Source organism: Granulibacter bethesdensis CGDNIH1, assembly GCF_000014285.2.
GTDB lineage: Bacteria > Pseudomonadota > Alphaproteobacteria > Acetobacterales > Acetobacteraceae > Granulibacter > Granulibacter bethesdensis.
The window spans coordinates 923097-948384 of the sequence record NC_008343.2 but is presented as its reverse complement, the minus strand read 5'-3'; the positions used below and the strand labels follow the sequence as shown (position 1 = coordinate 948384).

General features: G+C 59.8%; 19 protein-coding genes. 17 read left to right on the top strand and 2 right to left on the bottom strand.

The window, feature by feature from the left end; genetic code table 11:
- Nucleotides 1-54 precede the first annotated feature (54 nt).
- The 6 genes from GBCGDNIH1_RS16575 (at nt 55) to lexA (ending at nt 5256) form a co-directional block, all read left to right on the top strand.
- Complete coding sequence (locus GBCGDNIH1_RS16575) at nt 55-669, top strand: anthranilate synthase component II (RefSeq protein ID WP_025319228.1); 615 nt, start codon at nt 55-57, stop codon at nt 667-669.
- 8 nt (nt 670-677) lie between these two features.
- Nucleotides 678-1718, top strand: a complete 1041-nt coding sequence (gene trpD, locus GBCGDNIH1_RS16570; protein ID WP_011631527.1) for an anthranilate phosphoribosyltransferase — start codon at nt 678-680, stop codon at nt 1716-1718.
- 107 nt (nt 1719-1825) lie between these two features.
- Entirely contained in the window at nt 1826-2719 is an 894-nt protein-coding gene (trpC, locus tag GBCGDNIH1_RS16565) for an indole-3-glycerol phosphate synthase TrpC (RefSeq protein ID WP_080504483.1), read from the top strand.
- Nucleotides 2688-3209, top strand: a complete 522-nt coding sequence (gene moaC / locus GBCGDNIH1_RS16560) for a cyclic pyranopterin monophosphate synthase MoaC (protein ID WP_050748407.1) — start codon at nt 2688-2690, stop codon at nt 3207-3209. Before trpC ends, moaC begins: the two co-directional genes overlap by 32 nt.
- A 10-nt stretch (nt 3210-3219) precedes the next feature.
- Nucleotides 3220-4422 (top strand): molybdopterin molybdotransferase MoeA, encoded by a 1203-nt coding sequence (gene glp / locus GBCGDNIH1_RS16555; RefSeq protein ID WP_011631524.1) that lies wholly within the window; start codon nt 3220-3222, stop codon nt 4420-4422.
- Nucleotides 4423-4527: 105 nt separating this feature from the next.
- Complete coding sequence (gene lexA / locus GBCGDNIH1_RS16550; RefSeq protein ID WP_011631523.1) at nt 4528-5256, top strand: transcriptional repressor LexA; 729 nt, start codon at nt 4528-4530, stop codon at nt 5254-5256.
- Here lexA and GBCGDNIH1_RS16545 read toward each other — a convergent pair.
- A complete protein-coding gene (locus GBCGDNIH1_RS16545; protein WP_011631522.1) occupies nt 5250-7382 on the bottom strand; it encodes a ComEC/Rec2 family competence protein in 2133 nt (710 codons plus the stop codon). The genes lexA and GBCGDNIH1_RS16545 overlap by 7 nt on opposite strands.
- An 85-nt stretch (nt 7383-7467) precedes the next feature.
- Here GBCGDNIH1_RS16545 and gltX point away from each other — a divergent pair, with 85 nt between their 5' ends.
- Nucleotides 7468-8847 carry a glutamate--tRNA ligase gene (gene gltX, locus GBCGDNIH1_RS16540; protein ID WP_043452745.1) on the top strand — a complete coding sequence of 460 codons (1380 nt, stop codon included), beginning with the start codon at nt 7468-7470 and terminating at the stop codon, nt 8845-8847.
- Between the two features lie 89 nt (nt 8848-8936).
- On the opposite strand, the gene GBCGDNIH1_RS16535 is transcribed toward gltX, so the two are convergent.
- Entirely contained in the window at nt 8937-11291 is a 2355-nt protein-coding gene (locus GBCGDNIH1_RS16535) for an FdhF/YdeP family oxidoreductase (RefSeq protein ID WP_011631520.1), read from the bottom strand.
- A 371-nt stretch (nt 11292-11662) separates the two neighbouring features.
- Here GBCGDNIH1_RS16535 and GBCGDNIH1_RS16530 point away from each other — a divergent pair, with 371 nt between their 5' ends.
- The 10 genes from GBCGDNIH1_RS16530 (at nt 11663) to GBCGDNIH1_RS16485 (ending at nt 25264) form a co-directional block, all read left to right on the top strand.
- Nucleotides 11663-12628, top strand: coding sequence for a TylF/MycF/NovP-related O-methyltransferase (locus tag GBCGDNIH1_RS16530; RefSeq protein WP_157691984.1), 966 nt, complete (start codon nt 11663-11665; stop codon nt 12626-12628).
- Nucleotides 12629-12893: 265 nt separating this feature from the next.
- Complete coding sequence (locus GBCGDNIH1_RS16525; RefSeq protein WP_011631517.1) at nt 12894-13844, top strand: LysR family transcriptional regulator; 951 nt, start codon at nt 12894-12896, stop codon at nt 13842-13844.
- A 76-nt stretch (nt 13845-13920) separates the two neighbouring features.
- Entirely contained in the window at nt 13921-14871 is a 951-nt protein-coding gene (locus GBCGDNIH1_RS16520) for an aspartate carbamoyltransferase catalytic subunit (RefSeq protein ID WP_011631516.1), read from the top strand.
- Nucleotides 14871-15431, top strand: a complete 561-nt coding sequence (locus GBCGDNIH1_RS16515) for a redoxin domain-containing protein (RefSeq protein ID WP_011631515.1) — start codon at nt 14871-14873, stop codon at nt 15429-15431. Before GBCGDNIH1_RS16520 ends, GBCGDNIH1_RS16515 begins: the two co-directional genes overlap by 1 nt.
- Nucleotides 15428-16717 carry a dihydroorotase gene (locus GBCGDNIH1_RS16510; RefSeq protein ID WP_011631514.1) on the top strand — a complete coding sequence of 430 codons (1290 nt, stop codon included), beginning with the start codon at nt 15428-15430 and terminating at the stop codon, nt 16715-16717. The genes GBCGDNIH1_RS16515 and GBCGDNIH1_RS16510 overlap by 4 nt, the downstream gene beginning before the upstream one ends.
- Nucleotides 16714-17349, top strand: a complete 636-nt coding sequence (gene plsY / locus GBCGDNIH1_RS16505) for a glycerol-3-phosphate 1-O-acyltransferase PlsY (RefSeq protein WP_011631513.1) — start codon at nt 16714-16716, stop codon at nt 17347-17349. The genes GBCGDNIH1_RS16510 and plsY overlap by 4 nt, the downstream gene beginning before the upstream one ends.
- A gap of 10 nt (nt 17350-17359) precedes the next feature.
- Nucleotides 17360-18496: a DNA-processing protein DprA gene (gene dprA, locus GBCGDNIH1_RS16500; protein ID WP_011631512.1), complete on the top strand. Its 1137-nt coding sequence runs from the start codon at nt 17360-17362 to the stop codon at nt 18494-18496.
- Nucleotides 18497-18518: 22 nt separating this feature from the next.
- Nucleotides 18519-21215 (top strand): type I DNA topoisomerase, encoded by a 2697-nt coding sequence (gene topA, locus GBCGDNIH1_RS16495; RefSeq protein ID WP_043452743.1) that lies wholly within the window; start codon nt 18519-18521, stop codon nt 21213-21215.
- A complete protein-coding gene (gene rnr / locus GBCGDNIH1_RS16490; RefSeq protein ID WP_011631510.1) occupies nt 21216-23654 on the top strand; it encodes a ribonuclease R in 2439 nt (812 codons plus the stop codon).
- On the top strand, nt 23651-25264 hold the full coding sequence (locus GBCGDNIH1_RS16485; RefSeq protein ID WP_011631509.1) for a S41 family peptidase: 1614 nt from the start codon (nt 23651-23653) through the stop codon (nt 25262-25264). Before rnr ends, GBCGDNIH1_RS16485 begins: the two co-directional genes overlap by 4 nt.
- Nucleotides 25265-25288: the final 24 nt, after the last annotated feature.

Here is a 25288-nt window from a genome sequence, read left to right as displayed (position 1 = left end):
AATACACTCTGTGTTCAGAGCAGATAACCAAGCGGAACGCCGGGTGCGGTGACGATGATCCTTCTGATCGACAATTACGACAGCTTTACCTTCAACCTGGTACAGTTTCTGGGCGATCTCGGCGTGACCTGCGATGTGCGCCGCAACGATCACATCACCGTGGAACAGGCCATTGCCCTGCGACCGGAGGCGATCGTGTTGTCCCCCGGCCCCCGCGCCCCGGAACAGGCGGGAATTTGTCTGCCGCTGGTGCAGGCCGCGGCTGAACACACTATCCCGCTATTCGGGGTATGCCTTGGTCATCAGACGATCGGTCAAGCCTTTGGTGGCGTTGTCTGCCGGGCGCCTTATCCGCTCCATGGGAAGACCTCCCCCATTCATCATGGGGGGCAGGATGTTTTCTCCGGCCTCCCCGACCCGTTCGAGGCCACCCGCTATCACAGCCTGATCGTCGAGCGGGAGACCTTGCCGGACGTGCTGGAAATTACCGCCGAGACGGAAGATGGTCTCATCATGGGGCTGCGCCATCGCTCCCTGCCGATTTGCGGCGTGCAATTCCATCCGGAGAGCATCGCCAGCCGCCATGGCCATGCCATTCTGGCCAATTTTCTTGCCGCCGCCCGGGGGGAAGCTGTTCCAGCCATCCTGCCGCCGCGTCTTGCCGCCTGATTTTTCCGATGACCTCCTCCCCTGTTCCGGTGCAGACCGATCTGCGCCCAGTTCTGTCGCGCCTCGCCAAAGGCGAACATCTGAACGAAGAAGAAGCCTTCGCAGCCTTTGATCTGATCATGCGTGGTCAGGCCACATCCTCCCAGATTGCCGCGCTGGTTATGGCCTTGCGTCTCCGCGGGGAAACAGAAGCTGAAATGGGCGGGGCCGTGCGGGCGCTGCGGTCACATATGATCCCCATCAAAGCACCGGATGGCGCTATTGATGTCTGCGGCACGGGCGGTGACGGTGCGGGAACGCTTAACATATCCACTGCCGTCACCTTTGTCGTGGCCGGATGCGGCATTCCAATCGCCAAGCACGGCAACCGTGCCCTCAGTTCCCGCTCTGGCGCCGCCGACGTCCTGACAGCGCTGGGCGTGCAGATCGACCTCGGCACGGAGCGGCAGGAAGCCATTCTGCATGATGAGCACTGTGCGTTCCTGTTTGCCCCCCATTTTCATCCTGCCCTGCGCCATGCTGCGGAGGCGCGTTCACAGCTTGGCATCCGCACCCTGTTCAACCTGATCGGCCCGATGGGGAATCCTGCTGGCGTCAAGCGGCAGTTGACCGGTGTTTTCGATCCGATCTGGGCCGCGCCAATGGCCAGGGTACTGGGAGAGCTTGGCACGGAGACATGCTGGATCGTCCATGGCCTCGGCCTGGATGAACTGACGCTGGCCGGCGAAAGCCAGGTCACCGCGCTGGAAAACGGCAGCCTGCGCCAGTTCAGTGTAACCCCGGAAGAGGCCGGCCTGCCCCGCGCACCGCTGGATACCATTCAGGGTGGCGATGCGGACCACAACGCCCGGGTCCTGCAGGCCTTGCTTGACGGAGCCGACGGACCATATCGTGATACTGTCTGCCTGAACGCGGCGGCCGCCCTGATCGTCGCCGGACAGACCGGCACGCTGAAAGAAGGGGTCGCCCTTGCCCGCCGATCCATTGATGATGGATCAGCATTATCGGCCCTGAACAGGCTTCGGGCAGCAACCAATGCAATCCCTTGATCCCTTTGATTTTATCGGGACACTGAAGAAGCCCGTTTTTACCATCGCCATGACGGTGGTATAGGCCTGTTGCTTCTTCATTCGTGCCTGTGACTACTTTCGGAGCCATGATGACAACACTTCCCGCCTCACAGCCGGATCAGACCACGCCAGCCGAAACCGGGGCCGCCACGCCCACCGGTTACGATGTGCTGGCCCGTATCTGCGCCGATACCCGCAAGGAAGTGGCGCAACGCAAAGCGTTGCTTTCCAAAGAAACGTTGATCAACCGTATTCGTGATCTGCCTGCCCCCCGTGGCTTCGGGCAGGCACTGAAGGATGCCGTGCTTCAGGGTGGCTATGGTCTGATCACCGAGATCAAGAAAGCATCTCCCTCCGGCGGGTTGATACGCCCGAATTTCAATCCGGCCGAACTGGCCAAAGCCTATCAGGTCGGGGGCGCGACCTGTCTGTCCGTGCTGACCGATGGACCGTATTTTCAGGGTGATCCGGACCATCTGGTCGCTGCGCGTGCCGCCGTGTCCCTGCCGGTACTGCGCAAGGATTTTATCCTCGATCCCTGGCAGATCTATGAAAGCCGCGCCATGGGGGCGGATTGCATCCTGCTGATCATGGCCGCACTGACCGATGACGAAGCACGGGAACTGGAAGAAACAGCCCGTCATCTTGATCTGGACGTGCTGGCTGAAGTCCATGACGAAGCCGAACTCGATCGTGCACTGGCCCTTCAGACGGGACTGATCGGCATCAATAACCGCAATCTGAAAACCCTGAAAACAGACCTCTCCACCACCCTGAACATCGCGCCTTTGCTTCCGCCCGACCGGTTTCTGGTCGCGGAAAGCGGCATCCGCACGCATGAAGACATACAGCGCCTGGCGGCAACAGGCGTACGCAGCTTTCTGGTCGGCGAAAGCCTGATGCGGCAGCAGGATGTCACCAAGGCCGTGCGTGAGCTGATAGGCATCGATGCTTCATCTTCTGTCCCGCCCATTGCCTGACATGCAGGATAAGCATTCTCCCCGCCTGACCCATTTCAATGCCGCCGGGGAAGCGGCTATGGTGGATATTGCCGACAAACCGGTCACGGACCGGCTGGGTGTAGCCCGTGGACGGATCACGATGCAGCCATCCACATGGGCGATGATTCAGGAAGGCAGTGCCAAAAAGGGCGATGTGCTGGGCGTTGCGCGGCTGGCCGGGATTATGGCGGTCAAGCGGACGGCTGATTTGATCCCGCTTTGCCATCCGTTGCCAGTCACGGCAATCACGGTTGATTTCCGAAACGATACGCCGGGAGAAGTCGAGATTGAGGTGCGGGTGCGGACCTCCGGGCGCACAGGCGTTGAAATGGAGGCCCTGACCGGGGTCAGCGTCACTGCCCTGACCATCTATGATATGTGCAAAGCCGTTGATCGCGGCATGATTATCAGCGACATCCGTGTGGTTGAAAAATCCGGCGGCAAGTCAGGTCATTTCCGACAGGATTGAACAAAGAATCATGATCCCGGTCGAAGAAGCCCGCGCCCGTATTCTGGCCTCCGTCTCCCCCACCATGGCCGAGACGGTCTCAATTGCCGAAGCGCATGGTCGGGTACTGGCTGTCAGTGTGCAGGCACGGGTGACCCAACCTCCCCATGATGTTTCGGCCATGGATGGCTATGCAGTACGCTGCGCCGATGCAGTGGCGGGAGCCAGACTGACCGTCATCGGCGCGGCTCCAGCCGGACATCCGTTCAGCGGCAGCGTGGAAACCGGTCAGGCAGTTCGCCTTTTCACCGGCAGCGTTGTTCCACAAGGCTCAGATACCATTCTGTTGCAGGAAGAAGCGCAGCGACAGGATGATATCGTTATTCCTGCCGAGACCATACGGCCTGATCGCCACATCAGACGGCAGGGACAGGATTTCACCACAAATCAAACCGTGCTGGAATCAGGGCGTATCCTGACAGCGCGGGATATTGGTCTTGCCGCTGCCGCCAATAGTCCCTGGCTGGCGGTTCATCGCCGCCCTCGCGTTGCGATACTGGCAACCGGCGATGAAATCGTACTGCCGGGGGAGCCAGTACCACCGGGTGGGATCGTCAGCTCCAATTCCCACATGCTGGCCGCCATGATCCGTGCTGCTGGCGGAGACCCGATCCTGCTTCCGCTCAGCGGGGATGACAGCGATACCATCCGCGCCCGTGCGGAAGCCGCCACAAAATCCGATCTGCTGATCACCATCGGCGGGGCCAGCGTGGGCGACCATGATCTGGTACGCTCAGCATTGGGGGAGCGCGGGCTGACGCTGGATTTCTGGAAAATTGCCATGCGACCAGGCAAACCGCTGATGCATGGACAACTGGCCGGAACACCTTTGATCGGTCTGCCGGGCAACCCCGTCTCGGCTTATGTCTGCGCCCTGCTCTTCGTGCTGCCTGCATTGGAGGTGTTACGCGGTCTGCCTGACACTCCCTTGCGGACACAGCCGGCACGACTGGTGGCCCCCTTGCGAGCCAATGATCATCGCACCGACTTCATGCGCGGGATCATAACGCAGACGGAATCCGGTCCGGTTGTCGAATCCTTTCCTGTGCAGGATTCTTCAATGATCAGCGCCCTGGCACGGGCCAACGCGCTGATCATGCGGGCGCCCCATGCGCCACAGGCCGCAGCGGGAGAGATCGTGCCAGTCCTGCCACTGGAGAGTACCGGATTATAAAGGACGCTTGACGCGACAGAACGAACTTATGTAGAACATCTTTGTTGCCCGTTTGTTCTTTTGTGCGCTTTTTTCCTTTCGGAACGGTCTTGAAAGGCCTTCTGCATGCTGACACGCAAACAGTATGAGCTGTTGCTGCTCATTGATGGCCATCTGCGTAAAACAGGCTTTTCCCCCAGTTTTGAGGAAATGAAAGCGGCGTTGAACCTGAAATCCAAATCAGGCATTCACCGCCTTATTTCAGCTCTGGAAGAACGCGGCTTTCTGCGCCGCCGCCATCATCGCGCCCGTGCGCTGGAAGTGATCCGCATGCCGGAAGCCGCCAGCATGCCGGTGCCGAAAACAGCCCCTTCGGCTCCGTCCTTTGCCTCGCCTCCGGCTTTTACACCGAACGTTATTCAGGGGAGTTTCTCCAGCCGGATCGCGGGGGTACGGGCGGCTCAGGATGCCTCGGCCGTGCAGCTTCCGCTTTACGGACGCATTGCCGCCGGTATGCCGATTGAGGCATTGCGGGACACCAGCGCCTATCTCAGCGTGCCGATCGATATGCTTGGCAATGGGGAGCACTACGCACTGGAAGTTGCTGGCGATTCCATGATTGATGCCGGTATTTTCGATGGCGATACAGTGATTATCCAGCAATCGGACCTTGCCGAAAACGGGCAGATCGTCGTCGCCCTGATCGATGATACTGAAGTCACACTCAAGCGCCTGCGGCGACGCGGCAAGTCGGTGGCACTGGAACCAGCGAATGAACGCCATGAAACCAGAATTTTCCCGGCTGATCGGGTGCGGGTTCAGGGAAGACTGATTGGCTTGCTTCGCCGTTACTGAGGGATTGTCTCATCAGTCCGGGCCAGCGGCGCTTTCCACTGGCCCGGGCTGGTATCAGGTGGTGGTTGTACCCATGGCCGGTCCCCGCGCCATGCCCGGTCTGTCAGCACAGAGATCCTGCCGGGCCTGAACCATACCGCAATGCTGCCTTCCTCTCGTATCTGCGACAGGGAGATCACGGGCTGATCCCGACACTGGCTGCTCCAGCCATCCAGAATGACGGCAAGCGCTCCGGGCTGGCATATCTCCGTGCCCTCTCCCGTTTTCAGAAAGACCCGCGGGGCGCCTGGCACCGGTGTGACGAGACAGCCGCTCTCACCACATCGCGCCATGTGCGTGGCAAGACGCCCCGCCACGGAAAGCGGCGTAAAATCTTTCACACCCCAATAAGCCTGCCATGCCTCCGTCAGCAGGGGCGAACTTCCCTTGTCGAAGGCAAAAACACGTGGACCGGCTTTGACAGCAACCATACGTGCATCCGCTGATATCAGGAGGTCGGCATGCACAGTTAGCCAGACAGACGCTATCCCCGCCACCATTACCGGCACACCGCACAACCGGACACGACCACGCCAGAGGCACAGCCAGATCAGCCCGGCACTGATCATGAACAGTCCCCAGCCTGGCATTGGCGGCACAGCAAGGACGGCAGCCGGCAAGGCTGCGACCAGTTTCGCAACGGTCAGGATCAGCCTGATTCCGATTCCCATGACAACAAAAACGGGTCGATCAAGGCCAAGCGGCATCAGTGCCATGGCCAGCAGACCGGCAGGCATGACCCAGAATGCCATCAGTGGCACCGCGATCAGATTGGTCGCCACGAAATAAAGCTGGAGCTGCCCGAAATGATAAATTCCATACGGAGCCGATGCAGTGCCTGCCAGCAAGCTGGTCAACGCCACCGCCGTCAGATGATGGAGCACACGCCGCCCGGCCAGACTGGCCAGCCATGGTCCCAACGCCTCATATCCGGCTGCCAGAGCCATCACGGCAGCAAAACTCATCTGAAAGCTGACCCCGGTGACTTCATACGGCCAGATCAGGACAATCAAAGCCGCAGCAATCGCCAACCCTCGCATGGACAATGCCCTGCGCCCCAGAAACAGAGCGAGACAGGCAATCATCGCCATCACCGCACTGCGTATGATCGGCACATGCAACCCGGTCAGCACCGCGTAGGCGATCCCCGACAGCAAGGAAATCACGGCGGCAATCTGTCGGCACGGCCAGAACAGCGCCATATATTCGCTCCGGGTCAGCAGCCAGCGCGTCACGGCAAAGATGGTCCCCATGACAATCGCGATATGCAGACCCGCAATGGCCAGCAAATGAGCCAACCCCGTATCCCGAAACAGAATACGGATAGATTGCGGAATGGAAGCCGTATCGCCGGTCAACAAAGCCGTTGCCACCGCTCCCTCATGCCCCGGCAAAGCTGTGCGAACGTGCTCGGCGATCATTTCCCGCACTCTGGCCAAACGGATCGAGACCGCATCCTGCCGCGATACCAGATGCGAAACAGGCGCCAGAGCAAAACCGAAAGCCCCTATCCGGGAGAAAAATGCGTCTCTCTGCCGATCCATCGCACCCGGATAAGCAGGCCATGGTGGCGGTCTGATCAGCGCCCGCACCGATATCCGGTCACCTGACTGAAGGCTCGTATGGTCTCCATCCCGCACTCTCAACCGCACCGAACGCTGCCAATGCGTCACCCCATCCAACCAGGGAGCGGCGACAACAATCCTGCGCCAGTCTGGTCCGGTCTCAACCGCGGTCACCATCCCTTCCACAATCACGGCCCTGTTTGGCACAGGCTCCAACGGCAGAGCGGTCAGAGTGGCGTGTTGCCCTGCGCTCCATCCCAACGCCATCGCCAATCCCATACCAGCCACCGCGCGCAGGATCGGGCTTAACCAGCCTGCCACGAGCAGGCAGATCATCAGTCCAAGAGCAGCGAACCCCATCCATACCGGTGGCTCCGTTGGCGCCAGAAAATACAGATAATCCCCGGTCACCATGCCGACCGGCAGCCACAGGGAAAAGCGTCCGAACTGCTGACCGGCCAACACCCCGGCAGCATCCCGCGCACTCTGACTGGCCCGGCGGAGATAAATCAGTGGCTGCACTGCAATCGGCTATGAAATATGCGAATGGAAAGGTTACGCGGCTTTGCACTCCCTGACCACGCACAAGCATGTTAGAGGCGGTGACATGACCATTCGCACCCGTTTCGCGCCCAGCCCGACCGGCCTTCTGCACGTCGGCGGCGCCCGTACCGCTCTGTTCAACTATCTGTTCGCCCGCCACCATGGCGGTGAATACCTGCTGCGGATCGAGGATACTGATCGCGCGCGCTCCACCCCGGAAGCGGTGCAGGTCATTCTGGACGGTCTGGACTGGCTTGGCCTGTCACCGGATCAGGAACCGGTTTTCCAGTCCACCCGTGAGACACGTCATACTGAAGTCGCTCACAGCCTGCTGGAACGCGGTATGGCCTATCGCTGCTTTCTCTCCCCGGAGGAATTGCAGGCCCAGCGTGATCAGGCCGCCGCTGACAAACGCCCGCTGCGGATCAACAGCCCATGGCGCGACCGCGACCTGTCCGAAGCCCCGTCAGGGATTGCTCCGGTCATTCGTCTCCGCGTACCGCAGGAAGGCGAAACCGTGGTCGATGATCTGGTGCAGGGACCGGTTCGTGTCGCCAATGCCGAGCTGGATGACATGATCATCCTGCGCAGCGATGGCACCCCCACCTATCTGCACGCGGTCGTTGTGGATGATCACGATATGGCCATCACCCATGTCATCCGCGGTGACGACCATCTGACCAACACATTCCGCCAGGTGCAGATCTTCAAGGCTCTCGGCTGGGATCTGCCACGTTTTGCCCATATCCCCCTGATCCATGGCGCCGACGGAGCCAAACTGTCTAAGCGCCATGGCGCCGTCAGCGTGCTGGAATTCGAACGAGAAGGTTTCCTGCCGGAAGCCCTGTGCAATTATCTGCTGCGTCTGGGCTGGGGACATGGAGATGCGGAAATTCTCTCCCGCGATGAGCAAGTTGCCCTGTTTGATCTGGACGGGGTTGGCCGTGCCGCCAGCCGGATGGATTATGCCAAGCTTACTCATCTGAACGGTGTTTATCTGCGGGAAGCCGATGATCAGCGTCTGACCACCGATCTCTGCCGCCGTCTGGACCTCTCCCCTGACAGCGATGCCTCCAGCCGGATTAGGCGGCTGATGCCGAAGCTCAAGGAACGGGCGCGGACATTGGTGGATCTCGCGGAAAGCGCCCGCTTCGTCATCGAACGCCCCTCCGGCCCGAAAGACGCGAAAGCGGCGGCTCTGCTCTCCGATGAAGCACGCGGCTGGCTACGCGCCCTGCTGCCGCAATTGCAGGCTACCGATTTCTCAGCCGCCGCGGTGGATCAGGCCCTCCGCGCCTTCGCCGAGGAACACGGGCTGAAACTCGGCCAGATCGCCCAGCCGCTGCGGGTTGCCCTGACCGGTGGCACCACCAGCCCGCCCATTGATGCAACGCTGGAAGCTCTTGGTGCCAGTGAAGTCACTTCCCGGATAGAAGCCGTATAACCAGCCAGACGAGAGGCTCGTGAAAACAAAAACCGCTTTCACCCGATCAAGGTGAAAGCGGTTTTTTGCAGTCATAAGCAGAGAATTTCTTATTCTGCCGCAACAGCCATCACTTGTGTCTGGATGGAAGCCAGCTCAGGATTGGGACGGTCATCCCATTCCCCCTTCCATGCCTCGAACACCACCGGGACGGATTTCGATGTGGGCGTGTTACTGCGCAGAGCACGACGTGTTGCGGGAATCAGCGGGTTGGTCTCCGGATAGTAAGCCGCACAGCATCCGGCAGGAATATCGTAATCTACCAGACGGAAACCGCCGACACGCCGTTCCAGCCCGTCTTCGCTGACAGTGCGCATCGCAACGATGGCCCCTTCCTCGAAACCGAGCCGCTCACGATCGGCCGCATTAATGAACACCACCATGCGCTGACCGAACACACCGCGATAACGATCATCCAGACCATAGACCGTGGTGTTATACTGATCGTGACTGCGGATTGTGGCCAGTTCCAGCACATCCTCCCGATCCTGAGGCATCTCATTTTCATCGATGCCTTCATGCACCAGGAAATTCGCCTTGCCATTCGGCGTATTCCACTCACGGTAATCGACCGGAGAATACAGACGGAAGCCACCTGGTTGGCGGATTTTCTGGTTAAAGCCGGTGAACAGTTCCGGCATCACCGCTTCAATCGCGTCACGGATACGGTCATAATCCTCACTATACGACTGCCACGGAATATCGTAACGCCCCTTCAGCGTTGCCTGAGCAATACCGCAGATAATAGCGACTTCCGAGCGCAGATGCTCCGAGGCCGGCATGTTCAGGCCACCCGAAGCGTGGACGTTGGACATCGAATCCTCCACCGTCACCATCTGCGGACCTGAACTCTGGAAATCGATTTCAGTACGGCCAAGGCAAGGCAGCAATAGCGATGTATTGCAAACCACCAGATGACCGCGATTGAGTTTCGTGGCGATCTGCACGTTCAGGTCAAGGCGACGCATCGCCTCCGCCACACGCTCCGTATCGGGAACCGCGAGGCTGAAATTGCCACCAAGGCCGATGAAGGCCCGTGCATGACCTTCGAACATCGCGTCGATGGCTTCTCCGACATCGTGGCCATGCTCACGCGGGGGGTTAAAGCCGAATGCGCGCTGCAACCCGTCCAGAAAAGCGGGTTTCGGTTTTTCATAGATCCCGACTGTGCGATCACCCTGCACGTTGGAATGGCCGCGCACCGGGCAGGCACCGGCTCCGGGCCGCCCCATATTCCCGCGCATCAGCAGCAGATTGATGATCTGCTGAATATTGGCGACGCCCGTGCGGTGCTGGGTAATACCCATCCCCCAGACAGCAATACAGCTTTTGGCCTGAATATAAATGGACGCGGCTTCCTCGATCTGCGCCCGGCTCAGGCCGCTGGCACGCTCGATTTCTTTCCAATCCGTCGCACGGATATCGGCCTCGACCGCTTCAAAGCCATGGGTGTGGGTCTCGATGAACGCGACATCCAGCACACGGGGTTGACCGGCGGCACGGGCAGCATCATCGGCCTCCAGCACCACTTTCATGATGCCCTTGACGGCGGCCATGTCACCACCGATGCGCACCTGATAATAATGCGAACTGATCGACACCGGCTTGATCAGATCACCCAGATGTTGCGGAGACGCAAAACGCTCCAGCGACCGCTCCCGGATCGGGTTGAAGGAAACGATCTTCGCCCCCCGCTTTGCGGCAGCGCGCAGATCATTCAGCATGCGCGGGCTGTTGGTGCCGGGATTCTGGCCGAAAATGAAAATGGCTTCGGCTTTTTCAAAATCGTCGAGCTGCACAGTGCCTTTTGCAACGCCGATACTGTCGGGCAGCGCCACGCTGGTGCTTTCGTGGCACATATTGGAGCAGTCGGGGAAATTGTTGGTTCCGTAAGCCCGCACGAAAAGCTGAAACAGAAACGCAGCTTCGTTGGAGGCACGGCCCGAAGTATAAAACTCAGCCTGATTGGGGTCGGGCAAACGGTTCAGAGCATCTCCGATGGTCCGGAATGCATCCTCCCAGGAGATCGGCGTGTATTGATCGGTGGCCCGGTCATAGATCATCGGGTGGGTCAGACGACCAGCATCTTCCAGTTCGTAATCGCTCCAGCCGAGCAGTTCCGTCACAGTATGCCGTGCAAAGAAATCCAGCGTCACACGCTTCTTGGTGGCTTCCCAGGCAACCGCTTTTGCCCCGTTTTCACAATACTCAAAAGAGCTGGTGTGCTTCGGATCAGGCCAACCACACCCTGGGCAGTCGAACCCTTCCGGCTTGTTCATCGACAGCAACGCCTTGTTGCCGCTCAGGAAAATCTTCTGGCGGCACAGATGCTTTTCCACAGCCTCAAGCGCACCAATGCCTCCGGCTGGTCCGTGATACGGTTTGATCTTTGGCTTGGCCGCCATGCTCAATACTCCTCACGATGCCGCACCGGATGGATGCTGGCGGCTTTGCAGCGGGATAGGCGTGAAAGCGCACATGCTGCGCTGCACCAATACCAATTTAGTCCTGCACGCTGCTGAGGAGTAGACAGCAATCAGGCATATAATTTTTGCATAATCCGCAACAATCGCGTATGGCTTTCCATAAACGCTGAAAGGCCCAGCCATGGATATGCTGACTGACCTGGGAAATCGCTTTTCTTACATTTGAATAAAGCGACTTAAACTCTCATTGCCTTGACTTTATAAGGTAATTTTAGTGAAATATTCGTCCTGTTTTGTAAAATCTTAGGTCAAAAATGCAAAATAAGAACAACCCCAGAATGATTACCAAAATGATGGAACGTTTCCCCCTCATTTCCGAAGTAATCCATAGAATACGCAATACAGAATTAAAATTAAACAAAAATCAAGATTTAATTTTAGAAAATCAACGCAAAATAGAATTAATTTCTAATCAATTAATAAATACAAATGATGAAAACAAAATTTCCCTTGATAATTTTAAATCAGAAATTGATCATTTAAAGCATAAAAATAAAGCTCTTCAATTGGAAATTGATGATACAAAACAGAAAATTTTAACACAATCTCCAAAGAAAGATAAAGAATCTCCTTTACCAAAAAATCAATATATTCTCCATACGCCTGAGCGATATGGCACTAATCTTTCAAAATATATTGCAGAAGGCGGTCTTTTTTCACCTGAGCGGCTTGTTTCATCTGATTGCTACTCTGACGGAGATATGGTGAGATTTTTTTCATTCATCATGTTTTTTGATATTTTGATTGCTGAAAATATAACCGGTGATTTGCTTGAACTTGGTGTCTGGAAAGGCGATACTGCCGTTCTTCTTGCCGATTTTGCCCGCAAACGGAATGTGACGGCTTGGCTTCTTGATACGTTTGAAGGATTTGATCAGCGGGATCTTGCGGAAAATGAAGATCATCTTTCTGCAGCTTTTAAAGATACCAGCCTTGCAGCTGTTCGCAAGCGTATCGGAGAGGAAAGCGTTCGTTATATTCAGGGATATTTTCCAGATACGGCAAATCAACTATTATCCGACAATCAATATTCTTTTGTTCATATTGATTGTGATCTTTATGCCCCCATTCTCAGTGCACTCGAATATTTTTATCCCAGAATGGTAGAAGGCGGCTTTATTGTTATGCATGACTTCATGAGTCTGACCTGGGAAGGGCCTACGCGAGCCATCAATGAATTTTTTGCGGACAAACCTGAAAAAATCATTCCGGTTGCAGACTTTGCCGGAACGGTAGTGGTGCGAAAACTAGGCTAATCCTGCATACAATTGATGGTCTTTATTTGCCACTGCCATACAAAGGGCAGTGGCAATATTTACCGTATTCCATCATATTTTCAAAAAATAATTCTTGGAAAGAAGCACATTATAATTTTCAATTAGATATCTAGCTCAAAATAAATATACCTTTCTATCTCATACAGAATTCCGCAACCAAAATACTTTATCGTATTCATTCTGCAGCGCATAATCTGCTATCAAACTGGCATTCTAATGACATTTCTATCGGAGAAGCCCTGCCATGGATATGCTAGCAACCATGCAGATGTTTGTCCGGGTTGTTGAATTCGGCAGCTTCTCCCGAGCGGCAGGTGTTACGGGAGTCCATATCTCTGCCATCTCACGTGGCATTGCGTCGCTCGAAGAAAATCTCGGGGTCGATCTGTTTCATCGTAGTACGAGACGGGTCCATCTGACGGAACCAGGACGTATTTTCTATCAGCATGCCCGTAGCGTGCTGCGGGAGGTCGAAGAAGCCCGCGCTGCCGCCTCCGCCCAGCAAGGGCATCCGCAAGGACTGCTGCGTCTTGCTTTGCCAGATGCGTTCGCCCGGCTGCATATCGTACCGCATATGCCGGAATTTCTGGCGACCTATCCGGATATCAGACTCGACATGTCCTTCAGCGATGTGCGGGTTGACCTGATCGCGACCGGAGCCGATGCAGCCATCCGGATCGGTCCCTTGCTGGACTCATCGCTGATCGCCCGCAAGCTGGCACCGCACCGGCGGGTTATCTGCGCCTCCCCGGATTATCTCGACCACCGCCCTGCTATCCGCCATCCCGAGGATCTGGTGCAGCACAACTGTCTGATTTATTCGCTGCAACCTTCGGGGAACTGGTTTTTTCATCATCCGATCAGCGGGGAAGAAGTGGCCGTTCCAGTTCGCGGCTCCATTCGTGCTGATGATTCCGAGCCTTTGCGTGGCTGCGCTTTGTCCGGGCTTGGTATTGTGCTGCTGCCGACATGGCTGGTTGGCAATGATCTGCGCTCCGGACGGCTGTCACCCGTGCTGCCAGACTGGAATGCCATGATTGCGACCCAGCCCAGCGGAATTTTCGGCCTTTATCCTCCGCATCGGCAGGTGCCGCCGAAAATACGGGCGTTTCTGGATTTTCTGCAAACCCGTTTCGGGCGGCCACCCTACTGGGAGCAGGAACTGGACGAACCTGACACCTACGCACCGTCCTGAGCACCCATGCCCCCACTAGCCCCGCTGGGCTGGGGGGGATAGTCTGCGCCGTTTTCAACCGACCGGATTCCTGGAATTGGATTTCGTCAGACCCCACCTCCTCGCTATTGAGGGACTGCACCCGCCCGAGATTCATGCTTTGCTGGATCTGGCGGAGAGCTATGCTCTGCTCAACCGCTCCGGCAAGACGCAGCGGGATCTGCTGCGCGGTCGTACGCTGATCAATCTGTTCTTCGAGGACAGCACCCGCACCCGCACCAGTTTCGAGCTCGCCGGCAAGCGGCTGGGGGCAGACGTCATCAACATGTCGGTCTCCACCAGCAGCGTGAACAAGGGGGAGACGCTGCTCGACACGGCCTCTACCCTCAATGCGATGCACTGCGATCTGCTGGTCGTACGGCACAGCCAATCCGGCGCGCCTAATCTGCTGGCGCAGAAAGTGGATGCTGCCGTGATCAATGCCGGGGACGGCACGCATGAGCATCCAACACAAGCATTGCTGGATGCATTGACCATCCGCCGTCACAAGGGCCGCCTGGAAGGACTGACCGTGGCGATCTGCGGCGATGTGCTGCATTCCCGCGTAGCACGCTCCAACATCTATCTGCTGGCCTCGCTGGGCAGTCAGGTGCGTCTGATCGGGCCGCCTACCCTGATACCGGGCGCCGCTGATCGTCTGGGGGTCGAAGTCTTTCACGATATGGATCGCGGGCTGGATGGCGCGGATGTGGTCATGATGCTGCGGCTTCAGCGGGAGCGCATGAAAAGCGGTCTGGTGCCCAGCGAGCGTGAGTATTTCCGCTTCTTCGGCCTCAACGAGGCCCGGTTGGCGAAAGCGAAACCGGATGCCATCATCATGCATCCCGGCCCGATGAATCGCGGTGTCGAAATCGAAAGCCGCGTTGCCGATGATCCGGTGCGCAGTGTCATCAAGGAACAGGTGGAAATGGGTGTCGCCGTGCGCATGGCCGTGCTGGACGCGCTGGCCCGGCAAAGGAGCCGCCTGCCTTCCTCCCGCCCGGTCTGATGTCCATCTCCTCATGGTCCCTGCCCGGCCTGCCGCCATTGCCGGATGATGGCGCGTGCGATCATCTGGCCGGTCGCATGCTGCCCGCGCTGCAACTGCACGCCCATGACGGAACGATACTTGATCTGGCCGGGCTGCGCGGCCTGACGATTCTGTTCGTGCATACGCTGATCGGCCGCCCCGACCGCCCCAACCCGCCGGACTGGGATCAGCTTCCCGGTGCGCATGGCTCCACACCACAGGCGCTGGGCTACCGTAGCCTGCACGAAACATTTCAGCGGGAAGGGATCGCTATTTTCGGCCTCAGCGCACAGGATAGCGATGCCCAGCTTGAGGCCGCCACCCGGCTTGATCTGCCATTCCGACTGCTCAGTGATACAGATGGGGCTTTCGGCAATGCGCTGGCATTGCCCCGCTTTACCTCCGCCGGAAAATCCCTGACGCAGCGTGCCACCCTGATCCTGCGCGATACGCTTATCCTCACCGTGCTATATCCCGTGCCCGATCCGACAGAAGATGCCGGCACAGCGCTTTCCCGGCTGCGGAGCCACCGCTTATGACCAATCCTCCCCACTCTGATCTTCTTTTGACCCATGTGCGGCTGCTGGACCCGCAAAGCGGCCTCGATCAGCCCGGCTCCCTGCTGGTGCGGGATGGCCGGATTGCTGATTTCGGACCGTCCCTGGGCCGCCCGGATGGGGTCGAGGAAATCGACGGTGATGGCTGTGTGCTGTGCCCCGGACTGGTGGATATCCGCGTCGGCCTCGGCGAGCCGGGGCATGAATATCGGGAGACCATCGCCAGCACCGCCCAAGCCGCAGCGGCAGGTGGCATCACCACCATCATCACCCTGCCGGATACCAGACCCTCGATCGACGATCCGGCGCTGGTTCACCTCCTGCGCAGCCGTGGTGAAGAAACCGGCAGCCTGAGCATTCTGCCCTATGGCGCGGTCACCCGCGGCTGCCGGGGGGAAGAGCTGGCCGAGCTGGGCTTGCTGCACGAGGCCGGAGCCGTGGCCTTTACCGACGGCACCTCCGCCATTGCCTCCGCCCGGATGATGCGGCTGGCCCTGTCCTACGCCCGCGGTTTCGGGGCAAAAATCGTGCAGCACCCGGAAGACCCCAGCCTCGCCGCAGGCGGGGCTGCAACCGAGGGGGAACTGGCCACCCGGCTCGGCCTGCCCGGCATCTCTCCAGCAGCCGAAGCGATCATGATCGCCCGTGACATCAGACTGGCGGCACTCACGGGCGGAAGTGTCCATTTCGGACATGTCTCGACCGCAGAGGCCGTATCCCTCATCCGCCGGGCTAAAAATGAAGGTATCAACGTTACCTGTGATACCGCGCCTCCCTATTTCGATCTCAACGAGACTGCCATCGGCGAGTGGCGCAGCTATGCCAAGCTGTCACCACCGCTGCGTGCCGAGCAGGACCGGCTGGCCATCGCGGCAGGGCTGAAGGACGGCACCATCGACGCGATCGCCTCCGATCACCAACCGCGTGATGCGGATGACAAGCGGGTACCCTTCGCACAGGCCTCCCCCGGCGGAGTCGGGCTGGTGACGTTGCTCGGCATCACGCTGGCGCAAGTGCACGGTAACGGATTGCCGCTGTCGCAGGCCATTGCCATGCTGACCAGCCGCCCGGCCGGCCTGTTCGGGCTGGAAGCAGGAACGCTGCGGCAGGGCGCTCCGGCCGATCTGTGCCTGTTCCACCCGGAGAGGGCATGGCAGGTTGAAGCAGGAAAAATGCCCGGCAAAGCACAAAATACTCCCTTCGACGGCAGACCGCTGGAAGGCCGCGTCATCGGTACCTGGAAAGCAGGCAGGCGGGTATTCGGATGAACGGCACAATGACCAGCTATTGCCTTGCCCTGCTGGGTGGTTATCTGCTCGGCAGCATCCCGTTCGGCCTGATCCTGACCAGGCTGAGCGGGGCGGGAGACATCCGCAAGATCGGGTCCGGCAATATCGGGGCCACCAATGTTCTGCGTACCGGTCGCAAGGGGCTGGCTGCCACGACCCTGCTGCTGGATGGCGGCAAAGGCGCTGCTGCGGCGCTGCTGGCTGTGCATCTGGGCGGCTGGGCGCTGGCACTGCCGGCCGGGATCGCCGCCGTGATCGGGCATCTTTTTCCCGTATGGCTCGGGTTTCGCGGTGGGAAAGGGGTGGCAACCGGGCTTGGCGTGCTACTGGCAACTGCGTGGCCGGTTGGTCTCATCTGCTGTGCTTTATGGTTTGCGGTGGCGCGGACAATCAAAATATCCTCTGCCGCCGCGCTCTGTGCCTTTGCCTTCGCGCCGCTGCTGGCGCTGGCCGTGGGCGGGATGGGGCTGGGACCGCCACCTCTTGCCCAATCCCACTGGCAGGCAGCCGCTGCTTTCATGCTGATCGCCGTTCTGGTCTTCCTCCGGCATGCTGACAATATCGCACGGCTGCGCGCCGGGACCGAATCCAGAATCGGCACCAGATCCTGAACCCTCCGTCATGACGCCCCACGATGCCCTCGACCGTCTGCGCCTTGCCCGCACCGAGGGGATCGGCCCGACCGCCTATGGCAGGCTGATCACCCGTTTCCGCTCTGCCGGGGCGGCTTTGCGTGCCCTGCCCGGCCTGCCCCGTGCGGCCTCCCTGATCATCCCGTCGGAAGAAGCCATCCGGGCGGAAATGGAGGCTCTGCAACGCTTTGGTGGCCGGATGATCTTCCTCGGCACGCCTGATTACCCTGCTGCGCTGGCCGCCACGGCGGATCCTCCGCCCGTCTTGTCGGTGCTTGGGGATATCGGCCTGCTATCGCGGCGGTGCATTGCTATGGTGGGTGGACGCAATTCCTCCATCAATGGCCGAACCATTGCGGGTGATCTGTCACGTACATTGGCCTCCGCCGGGCTGGTGGTTGTCTCCGGGCTGGCACGAGGCATTGATACGGCCGCCCATATCGGAGCAATGGAGACCGGCTTGACCATCGCGGTCGTAGCCGGCGGACTCGATTGCCCCTATCCGCGTGAAAATATCCGTCTGCAATCGGTCATCGCCAAACGAGGAGCCGTCATCAGTGAACTACCGCTCGGCACAGCCCCGATTGCCCGGCATTTTCCACGGCGTAACCGGATTATCGCCGGGCTGTCGGAAGGCGTCATTCTGGTGGAGGCCGCCCTTCAATCCGGCAGTCTGATTACAGCACGCTGCGCACTGGAGGCCGGACGGGAAATTTTTGCCGTTCCCGGCTCCCCGCTCGATCCTCGCTGCCGGGGATCGAATGACCTGCTGCGTCAGGGCGCCTGGGTGACGGAAACCGCCGAAGATGTTCTGAACAACCTGCCCGTAACCTCCAGAACCACCAGAACAGCACCACAGACACCGGATTTGTTTCTTTCTCCCTCTGGGCCTGCTCCGTCTGCGAAACAAAAACCGGGTGGTGCGTTTACCGTGTCAGAAACGAACGGGTTGAAGGAAAAAATCCTCTTGCTGCTTGGTCCTGACCCTGTCGCAGTTGACGATCTGATACGCCGCTGCCAGTTGTCTCCATCCGAGGTCGTGGCAGCGTTGCTGGAAATGGAACTTTCTGCTCACGTCGTATCGCTCCCGGGGAACCGCGTCGCCCGCTTGGCCGGTGCCTCATGACGTTGCCATAATTGGAATACTCATGACGGACGTTGTTGTCGTCGAATCGCCTGCCAAGGCCAAAACGATCAATAAGTATCTGGGTGGGAACTATACCGTCCTGGCCAGTTTCGGTCACGTGCGCGATCTCCCCCCAAAGGATGGCAGCGTCCGCCCGGATCAGGACTTCGCCATGGACTGGGAGGCTGATGAACGCGGCCGCAAACAGGTCGCGGCCATTGCCAAAGCCCTGAAAGGAGCGGAGACGCTCTATCTGGCCACCGACCCGGATCGTGAGGGCGAGGCAATTTCATGGCATGTCCGCGCCATGCTGGAGGAAGCCCGGGCCCTGAAAGGCGTCGAGGTCCGCCGCATCACCTTCAACGAAATCACCCGCAACGCGATCCGCCATGCCATTGAGCATCCGCGTGATCTGGATCAGCCACTGATCGAAGCCTATCTGGCGCGCCGGGCGCTGGATTATCTGGTGGGTTTCACCCTGTCGCCGGTGTTGTGGCGGAAACTGCCGGGCAGTCGCAGCGCCGGGCGGGTGCAATCGGTGGCGCTGCGCCTGATTTGCGAGCGGGAAGCCGAGATCGAGGTTTTCCGTCCGCGCGAATACTGGACCGTCGAGACCCATTTCTTCACCCCTGCCGGCGCGCCTTTCACGGCACGGCTGACCCATCTGGACGGCAAAAAGCTCGACCAGTTCGATCTGAACACCGAAGCGCTGGCCATGCGCGCGCGTGCGCTGGTGGAACAGGGCCAGTTCCATGTCGGCATGATCGAGCGCAAGAAGGTCAAGCGGAATCCGCCGCCGCCCTTCACGACCTCGACCCTCCAGCAGGAAAGCAGCCGCAAGCTGGGCTTCGGCGCACAGGCCACGATGCGGCTGGCGCAACAGCTTTACGAAGGCGTGGAGATCGGTGGCGAGACGGTCGGTCTGATCACCTACATGCGAACCGACGGCGTGCAGATGGCGCGGGAGGCTATGTTCTCGATCCGCGACCATGTGAAGGATTCTTACGGTCTCGACTACCTGCCCGCCGCGCCGCGTGAGTATTCCAGCAAGGCAAAGAACGCTCAGGAAGCGCATGAAGCCATCCGCCCCACCGATGTCGAGCGCACACCGGACAGCGTGGCCCGCTATCTGAACCCCGAACAGCGCCGGCTCTACGAGCTGGTGTGGAAGCGGGCGGTCGCCAGCCAGATGCAATCGGCAGAACTCGATCAGGTGACAGTCGATATCTTCCCCCAGACCGGTGACGCGAAATCAGTGCAGTTGCGTGCCACCGGCTCCATCATCGCCTTTGACGGCTTCCTGAAACTGTATCGGGAGGGGCAGGACGATACCGAGGAAGAAGAAGGCCGCATGCTGCCGCCCATGGCAGAGCGTGATCCGCTGCGTCAGGACCGGGTCGATGCCAGCCAGCATTTCACCCAGCCACCGCCGCGCTACAGCGAGGCCTCACTGGTCAAGCGTATGGAGGAGCTGGGGATTGGCCGTCCCTCCACCTATGCCTCGATCCTGTCCGTGTTGCAGGACCGGAATTACGTCCGGCTCGACAAGCGGCGTTTCCATCCGGAGGATCGCGGGCGGCTGGTAACGGCGTTCCTGACCAGCTTTTTCGAACGCTATGTGGACACCAACTTCACCGCCTCGCTGGAAACGCAGCTCGACGAGATTTCCGATGGCCGCGCCGACTGGCGTCAGGTCATGCAGGCGTTCTGGCAGGATTTTTATCAGGCGGTCGAACAGACCAAAGACCTCAAGATCAGCGATGTGATCGACGCGCTGGATCGTGATCTCGGACCGCATTTCTTCCCGACGCGGGAGGACGGCACTGATCCACGCATCTGCCCGGCCTGCGGTGACGGGCGGCTGGGTTTGCGGCTGGGGCGGCATGGCAGCTTTATCGGCTGCTCCAACTATCCCGGCTGCTCCTATACGCGACGTCTGGGCATCGACGGGGCGGAAGGGGAGGCCGAGACCCTCAAGGAAGGCATGCGGGTGCTGGGTCAGCATCCGGAAACCGGAGAGGACATCACCGTCAAGCGCGGCCCATATGGCCTGTATGTGCAACAGGGCGAGGCGGAGGAAGGCTCCAAAAAGAAACCGCGCCGTGCCTCCCTGCCGCGTGGAGTGGATGGAGAGACCATCCTGCTGGATCAGGCGCTTGGCCTGCTCTCCCTGCCCCGTCTGGTTGGCATCCACCCGGAAACCGGGGAACCGATCGAGGCCAATCTCGGTCGGTTCGGCCCCTATGTGAAAATGGGCGGGATCTACGGCAATCTGGACAAGGATGATGACGTGCTGACGGTGGGGCTGAACCGCGCTGTCGATGTGCTGGCCAAAAAGATGGCCAGTATCCGCACGCTCGGCACCCATCCGAAAGACAAGGAGCCGGTGGTGGTGCGCAAGGGCCGTTTCGGCCCCTATGTCCAGCATGGGCAGGTGGTCGCCAATGTACCGCGTGAAATCGAGATGGACGATGTCACGCTTGATGATGCGCTGGGCTGGCTTGCTGAAAAAGGCAAACCTCTCAAGGCGAAAGGCGGTCGCAAGGTCGCAGCCAAATCATCCGGCAAAAAAGCCGCTTCTGCTGATGGCAATGAGGCCCAGCCATTGAAAAAAGCCACGGCGAAAAAAACGACCAGAGCAGCAGGCGCAGGCAAGGCAGCGGCCAAAAAATCAGGGACGCGCAGCGCTACGGCCAAAACGGCGAAAGCGGAGCGCTAGGTGGCGCGTCGTCTCAAACCGGCCAAAGGATCAGCCGCCAAAGGACCATCTGGGGGAAAGGCTGGCAGGAAATCCTCCCGCCCATCCTCGCAGGCGGTCCGACCGGTCCCCGGCCATGAACCCGGCACGATGCCGAGCCGGGAGGCCATTCGCCGTTTTGTGGCGGAAGCCTCCGGCCGGGTCGGCAAACGGGAGATTGCCAAGGCATTCGGACTGGGAGCCGCCGATAAGCTGCACCTGCGTGATCTGCTGAAAGACATGGCCTCGGAGGGCAATCTCGCCCCTGCCGGGCATAAGCGCTTCATGCCTGCCGGGGGGAGCATGCTCCCTCATGCCAAAGGGAGTTCCCATCTGCCGGAAGTCGCCGTGATCCTCATCACCGGCACGGATCGGGATGGCGACGCGGTCGGCCGCCCGGCCGAGTGGCCTCGGGAAGCCGGGCCTCCCCCCTCCGTCCTCATGCACCCGGAGCCTCGGGGACGTCCGGCGCTTGCACCTGGGGAAAAAGTGCTGGCCCGGCTGCGCCCGATCGGCCATGGCCGCTATGAAGGCCGCACTATCAAGCGGCTGGGTGGCGATACACCGCGCCCCATTCTGGGGGTTTACCGGTTGTCGGAACCCGTCACCCTGGTCCCACGCTCGACCCGGACCTCCCATGCCGCAAGACAGATGCTGGCACGACAGAATGCCTCCACAGCACAACCGGAAGGCAGGGTGGTGCCGACAGATCGCCGCTCCAAGGCCGAATGGCTTGTTCCTGCCGGCGAGGAAGGGGGGGCGGAACCGGGTGACATTGTGCGTGCCATGCCTCTGCCCCATACAGGGTACGGGCTGAAACCGGCCCGGATCATTGAAAAGCTGGGCAAGATCGGGGATGCCCGCTCGGTCAGCCTGATCTGCATCGAAACCCACGATATTCCCCAGATTTTCCCCGACGAGGCCCTTTCCGAAGCCCGAAAAGCCCGCGCCGTTCCACTGGAAAAGCGGGAGGATTTGCGGGACATTCCTCTCATCACCATTGATGGCGAGGATGCTCGGGACTTCGACGATGCCGTTTTTGCCGAACGGGCAGAGAATGACGGATTCCGTCTGATCGTGGCCATTGCCGATGTGGCGCATTACGTACGCCCCGGCTCGGCACTGGACCGGGAAGCGTTCAAACGCGGCAATTCCTGTTACTTCCCGGATCGCGTCGTGCCGATGCTACCGGAAGCGCTCTCAAATGGCTGGTGCAGTCTGCGCCCGGACGAGGATCGCGGCTGCCTGTTCGTGGAGATGATGATTAATGCCGGCGGTGGCAAGATCCGCCACCGCTTCGGACGCGGGCTGATGCGCAGTACCGCTCGCCGCACCTATGAGGAGGTGCAGCAGGCCCATGAGGCAGGCGATGAGACACTCGATGCGCTCTACGGCGCCTACCACGCTCTGATCAAGGCCCGCACTGCGCGCGGTACGCTCGACCTTGATCTGCCGGAGCGCAAGGTGATCCTCAACGAGGCCGGATCAGTAGACGCTATCATTCCGCGCCCCCGTCTCGACAGCCACCGGCTGATCGAGGAATTCATGGTGCTGGCCAATGTCGCCGCAGCGGAGGAGCTGGAACGGCTGCATCGTCCCTGCATGTATCGTGTCCATGCACCGCCGAGCGACGAAAAGACCGAGGCCCTGCGCGGTTTTCTGGACAGTTTCGGCATTTCCCTGCCTCCCGCCGGGCAAATTCATCCTCGCGATCTGGACCATATTCTGAAGCAGGTGGCCGGGACGGAACATGCCGCGCTGATCAACGAGACCATGCTGCGCAGCCAATCTCAGGCGGAATATAATCCTGACAATATCGGCCATTTCGGGCTGGCGCTCAGTCGCTATGCCCATTTCACCAGCCCGATCCGCCGCTATGCCGATCTTCTGGTGCACCGTGCCCTGATTGCCGGGTTAAAACTGGGTGTTGGCAGTCTGGAGGACGATGAAGCCAGCCGCTTCGTCGACATCGCCGAGCATATTACCGCAACCGAACGCCGTGCGGCCATGGCGGAACGCGATGCCATCGACCGTTACCTGGCCGCCTTCATGGCCGACAGGGTTGGCGCCCGCTTTGCCGCCCGCATTTCCGGTGTCACCCGCTTCGGCCTGTTCATCACAGTCGAGGAAAACGGTGCCAGCGGGATTGTCCCGATTTCCTCTCTCCCCGACGATTTCTGGATTCATGATGAGCGTGAGCAGGCCCTGATCGGCCGTAACAGCCGGGCCGTATGGCGTCTGGCGCAGAGCGTCACTGTGCGCCTTGCGGAAGCCACGCCGATTACCGGGGGGCTGGTGTTCAACTTGCTGCCGGGTGCTTCATCTTCTGCGTCCTCCCGCCCAGACAGCACAGACCGGACAAATACTCAGGACCGGTTCAGCAGCCGCAAGCGTGGCAGTCCGGGACGATCCAGACGGTGAAAAAAGCGCGCAGCATCAGAACAGATCTGCGACGCAGGCTGGCCCTGAGGCTGGCACTGGCCATGCTGTTGATGTGGCCTGCCATGGCACAGGCGCAGATGGACGCCGCCACGCCCCAGCCTACCGCCACGGATCAGGAAACCGCGTTCGCCCAGACACTGGCCGCCGATGTTTTCAGCAGTGCCTTCACTTTCATGGCCCCCCGCACTCTGGAGGCAGTGCCGGCCCCCACCCTTGCTTTATGGGGGCTGCGTGGCCTGACCGCGATTGATCCATCCCTGTCCACGTCGATGGATGAACACAATGTGATTTTAACGCAGAGCAGCAGGCTCGTGACAGGGATCGAACGTCCCCCCTTCACCGACTATGCGGCCTGGGGAAAGCTGATTGCCCGTATGGCGGCCTCTGCCTGGACCGTTTCGCCCCAACTGCGTCATGCACAGACTCAGGGGATCATCAACAGCGTGTTCGACGAGGTGTTCAATCACCTCGACCCTTACTCCCGCTATGAGCCACCCCGCGATGACGATACATCCGTGACAGCTCAAGCCGGAATCGGCGTTACATTGGCGCGACGGGGGCATGGCTTCATCATCCGTACCGTGGCCACCGGAACCGCCGCCGAGGCGATCGGACTTCAGCCGGGACAGAGCATCATCGCGCTGAATGGACATCCTCTGGAGGCTGAAACCGTCTCCGCCGCCGAAGCACAGTTGCAGGGGCCGGAAGGATCAACGGTCCGGCTGACCGTATCAGGCGGCCCCAGCCATCAACTGGCCCGCGACATCCAGCTGCGCCGGGCGGAGCCGCAGCAGAATACGGTGACGGCCAGCCAGTCGGGCAACCTGCTTGTGCTGCACATCACCAGTTTCAGCCATTCCACCGGGCAAGACATCGCCAACGCATTGAGCCAGTTTCTGCGTCAGCGAAAAAGCAGACGTACCCTACGGGGCATCGTCCTGGATCTGCGCGGCAATCGCGGCGGTCTGGTCAAGGAGGCCGCCGCTGCCACCAGTGCCTTTCTGGGTGATGATTCGTTGATCGCCACAATGAGCGGTCGCGATCCTCAGGCCAACCGAATCTGGCAGGCAACCGGGGATGATCTGACCGGTACGCTCCCCGTCATCATCATCGTGGACGGACGCTCGGCCAGCGCCTCGGAAATTCTGGCGGCTGCTCTCGCCGATGACCGCAGGGGCGTCGTCATTGGCAGCACGACCCTCGGCAAGGGACTGGTGCAAACGGTCTCCCCCCTGCCGGATGGCGGCACGCTGTTCATTACATGGAGCCGGGTTCTGGCACCCCTCGGCTGGCCCATTCAGGGGCTGGGCGTCATGCCTCAGGTCTGTACCAGCACGGGCCATGTCGCGCTGGATGCTCAATTGATGGCCCTTCAAAATGGTCAGTTGCCGATGATGGCGGCCCTGACACGCAACCGCATGGCCCGCGCGCCGATGCCCGCCGCGGAAATGATGGATATCCGCAACAGCTGCCCGGCAGCGGAGGGTAGCGATTCCGATATGGAAGCGGCCCATTTCCTGATGGACCATCCGGCTGCCTATGCCGCCGCGCTGATTCCGGCCACGCTGGGGCTGAATCTGCCCCGATAATCGGCCGTCAAGGCAGCTATTCCT

Bases quoted from the DNA above. Each gene is read 5' to 3' on its own strand.
- GBCGDNIH1_RS16575 (WP_025319228.1), top strand. From the start codon at position 55: ATGATCCTTCTGATCGACAATTACGACAGCTTTACCTTCAACCTGGTA.
- trpD (WP_011631527.1), top strand. From the start codon at position 678: ATGACCTCCTCCCCTGTTCCGGTGCAGACCGATCTGCGCCCAGTTCTG.
- trpC (WP_080504483.1), top strand. From the start codon at position 1,826: ATGATGACAACACTTCCCGCCTCACAGCCGGATCAGACCACGCCAGCC.
- moaC (WP_050748407.1), top strand. From the start codon at position 2,688: ATGCTTCATCTTCTGTCCCGCCCATTGCCTGACATGCAGGATAAGCAT.
- glp (WP_011631524.1), top strand. From the start codon at position 3,220: ATGATCCCGGTCGAAGAAGCCCGCGCCCGTATTCTGGCCTCCGTCTCC.
- lexA (WP_011631523.1), top strand. From the start codon at position 4,528: ATGCTGACACGCAAACAGTATGAGCTGTTGCTGCTCATTGATGGCCAT.
- gltX (WP_043452745.1), top strand. From the start codon at position 7,468: ATGACCATTCGCACCCGTTTCGCGCCCAGCCCGACCGGCCTTCTGCAC.
- GBCGDNIH1_RS16535 (WP_011631520.1), bottom strand. From the start codon at position 11,291: ATGGCGGCCAAGCCAAAGATCAAACCGTATCACGGACCAGCCGGAGGC.
- GBCGDNIH1_RS16530 (WP_157691984.1), top strand. From the start codon at position 11,663: ATGATGGAACGTTTCCCCCTCATTTCCGAAGTAATCCATAGAATACGC.
- GBCGDNIH1_RS16525 (WP_011631517.1), top strand. From the start codon at position 12,894: ATGGATATGCTAGCAACCATGCAGATGTTTGTCCGGGTTGTTGAATTC.
- GBCGDNIH1_RS16515 (WP_011631515.1), top strand. From the start codon at position 14,871: ATGTCCATCTCCTCATGGTCCCTGCCCGGCCTGCCGCCATTGCCGGAT.
- GBCGDNIH1_RS16510 (WP_011631514.1), top strand. From the start codon at position 15,428: ATGACCAATCCTCCCCACTCTGATCTTCTTTTGACCCATGTGCGGCTG.
- plsY (WP_011631513.1), top strand. From the start codon at position 16,714: ATGAACGGCACAATGACCAGCTATTGCCTTGCCCTGCTGGGTGGTTAT.
- dprA (WP_011631512.1), top strand. From the start codon at position 17,360: ATGACGCCCCACGATGCCCTCGACCGTCTGCGCCTTGCCCGCACCGAG.
- topA (WP_043452743.1), top strand. From the start codon at position 18,519: ATGACGGACGTTGTTGTCGTCGAATCGCCTGCCAAGGCCAAAACGATC.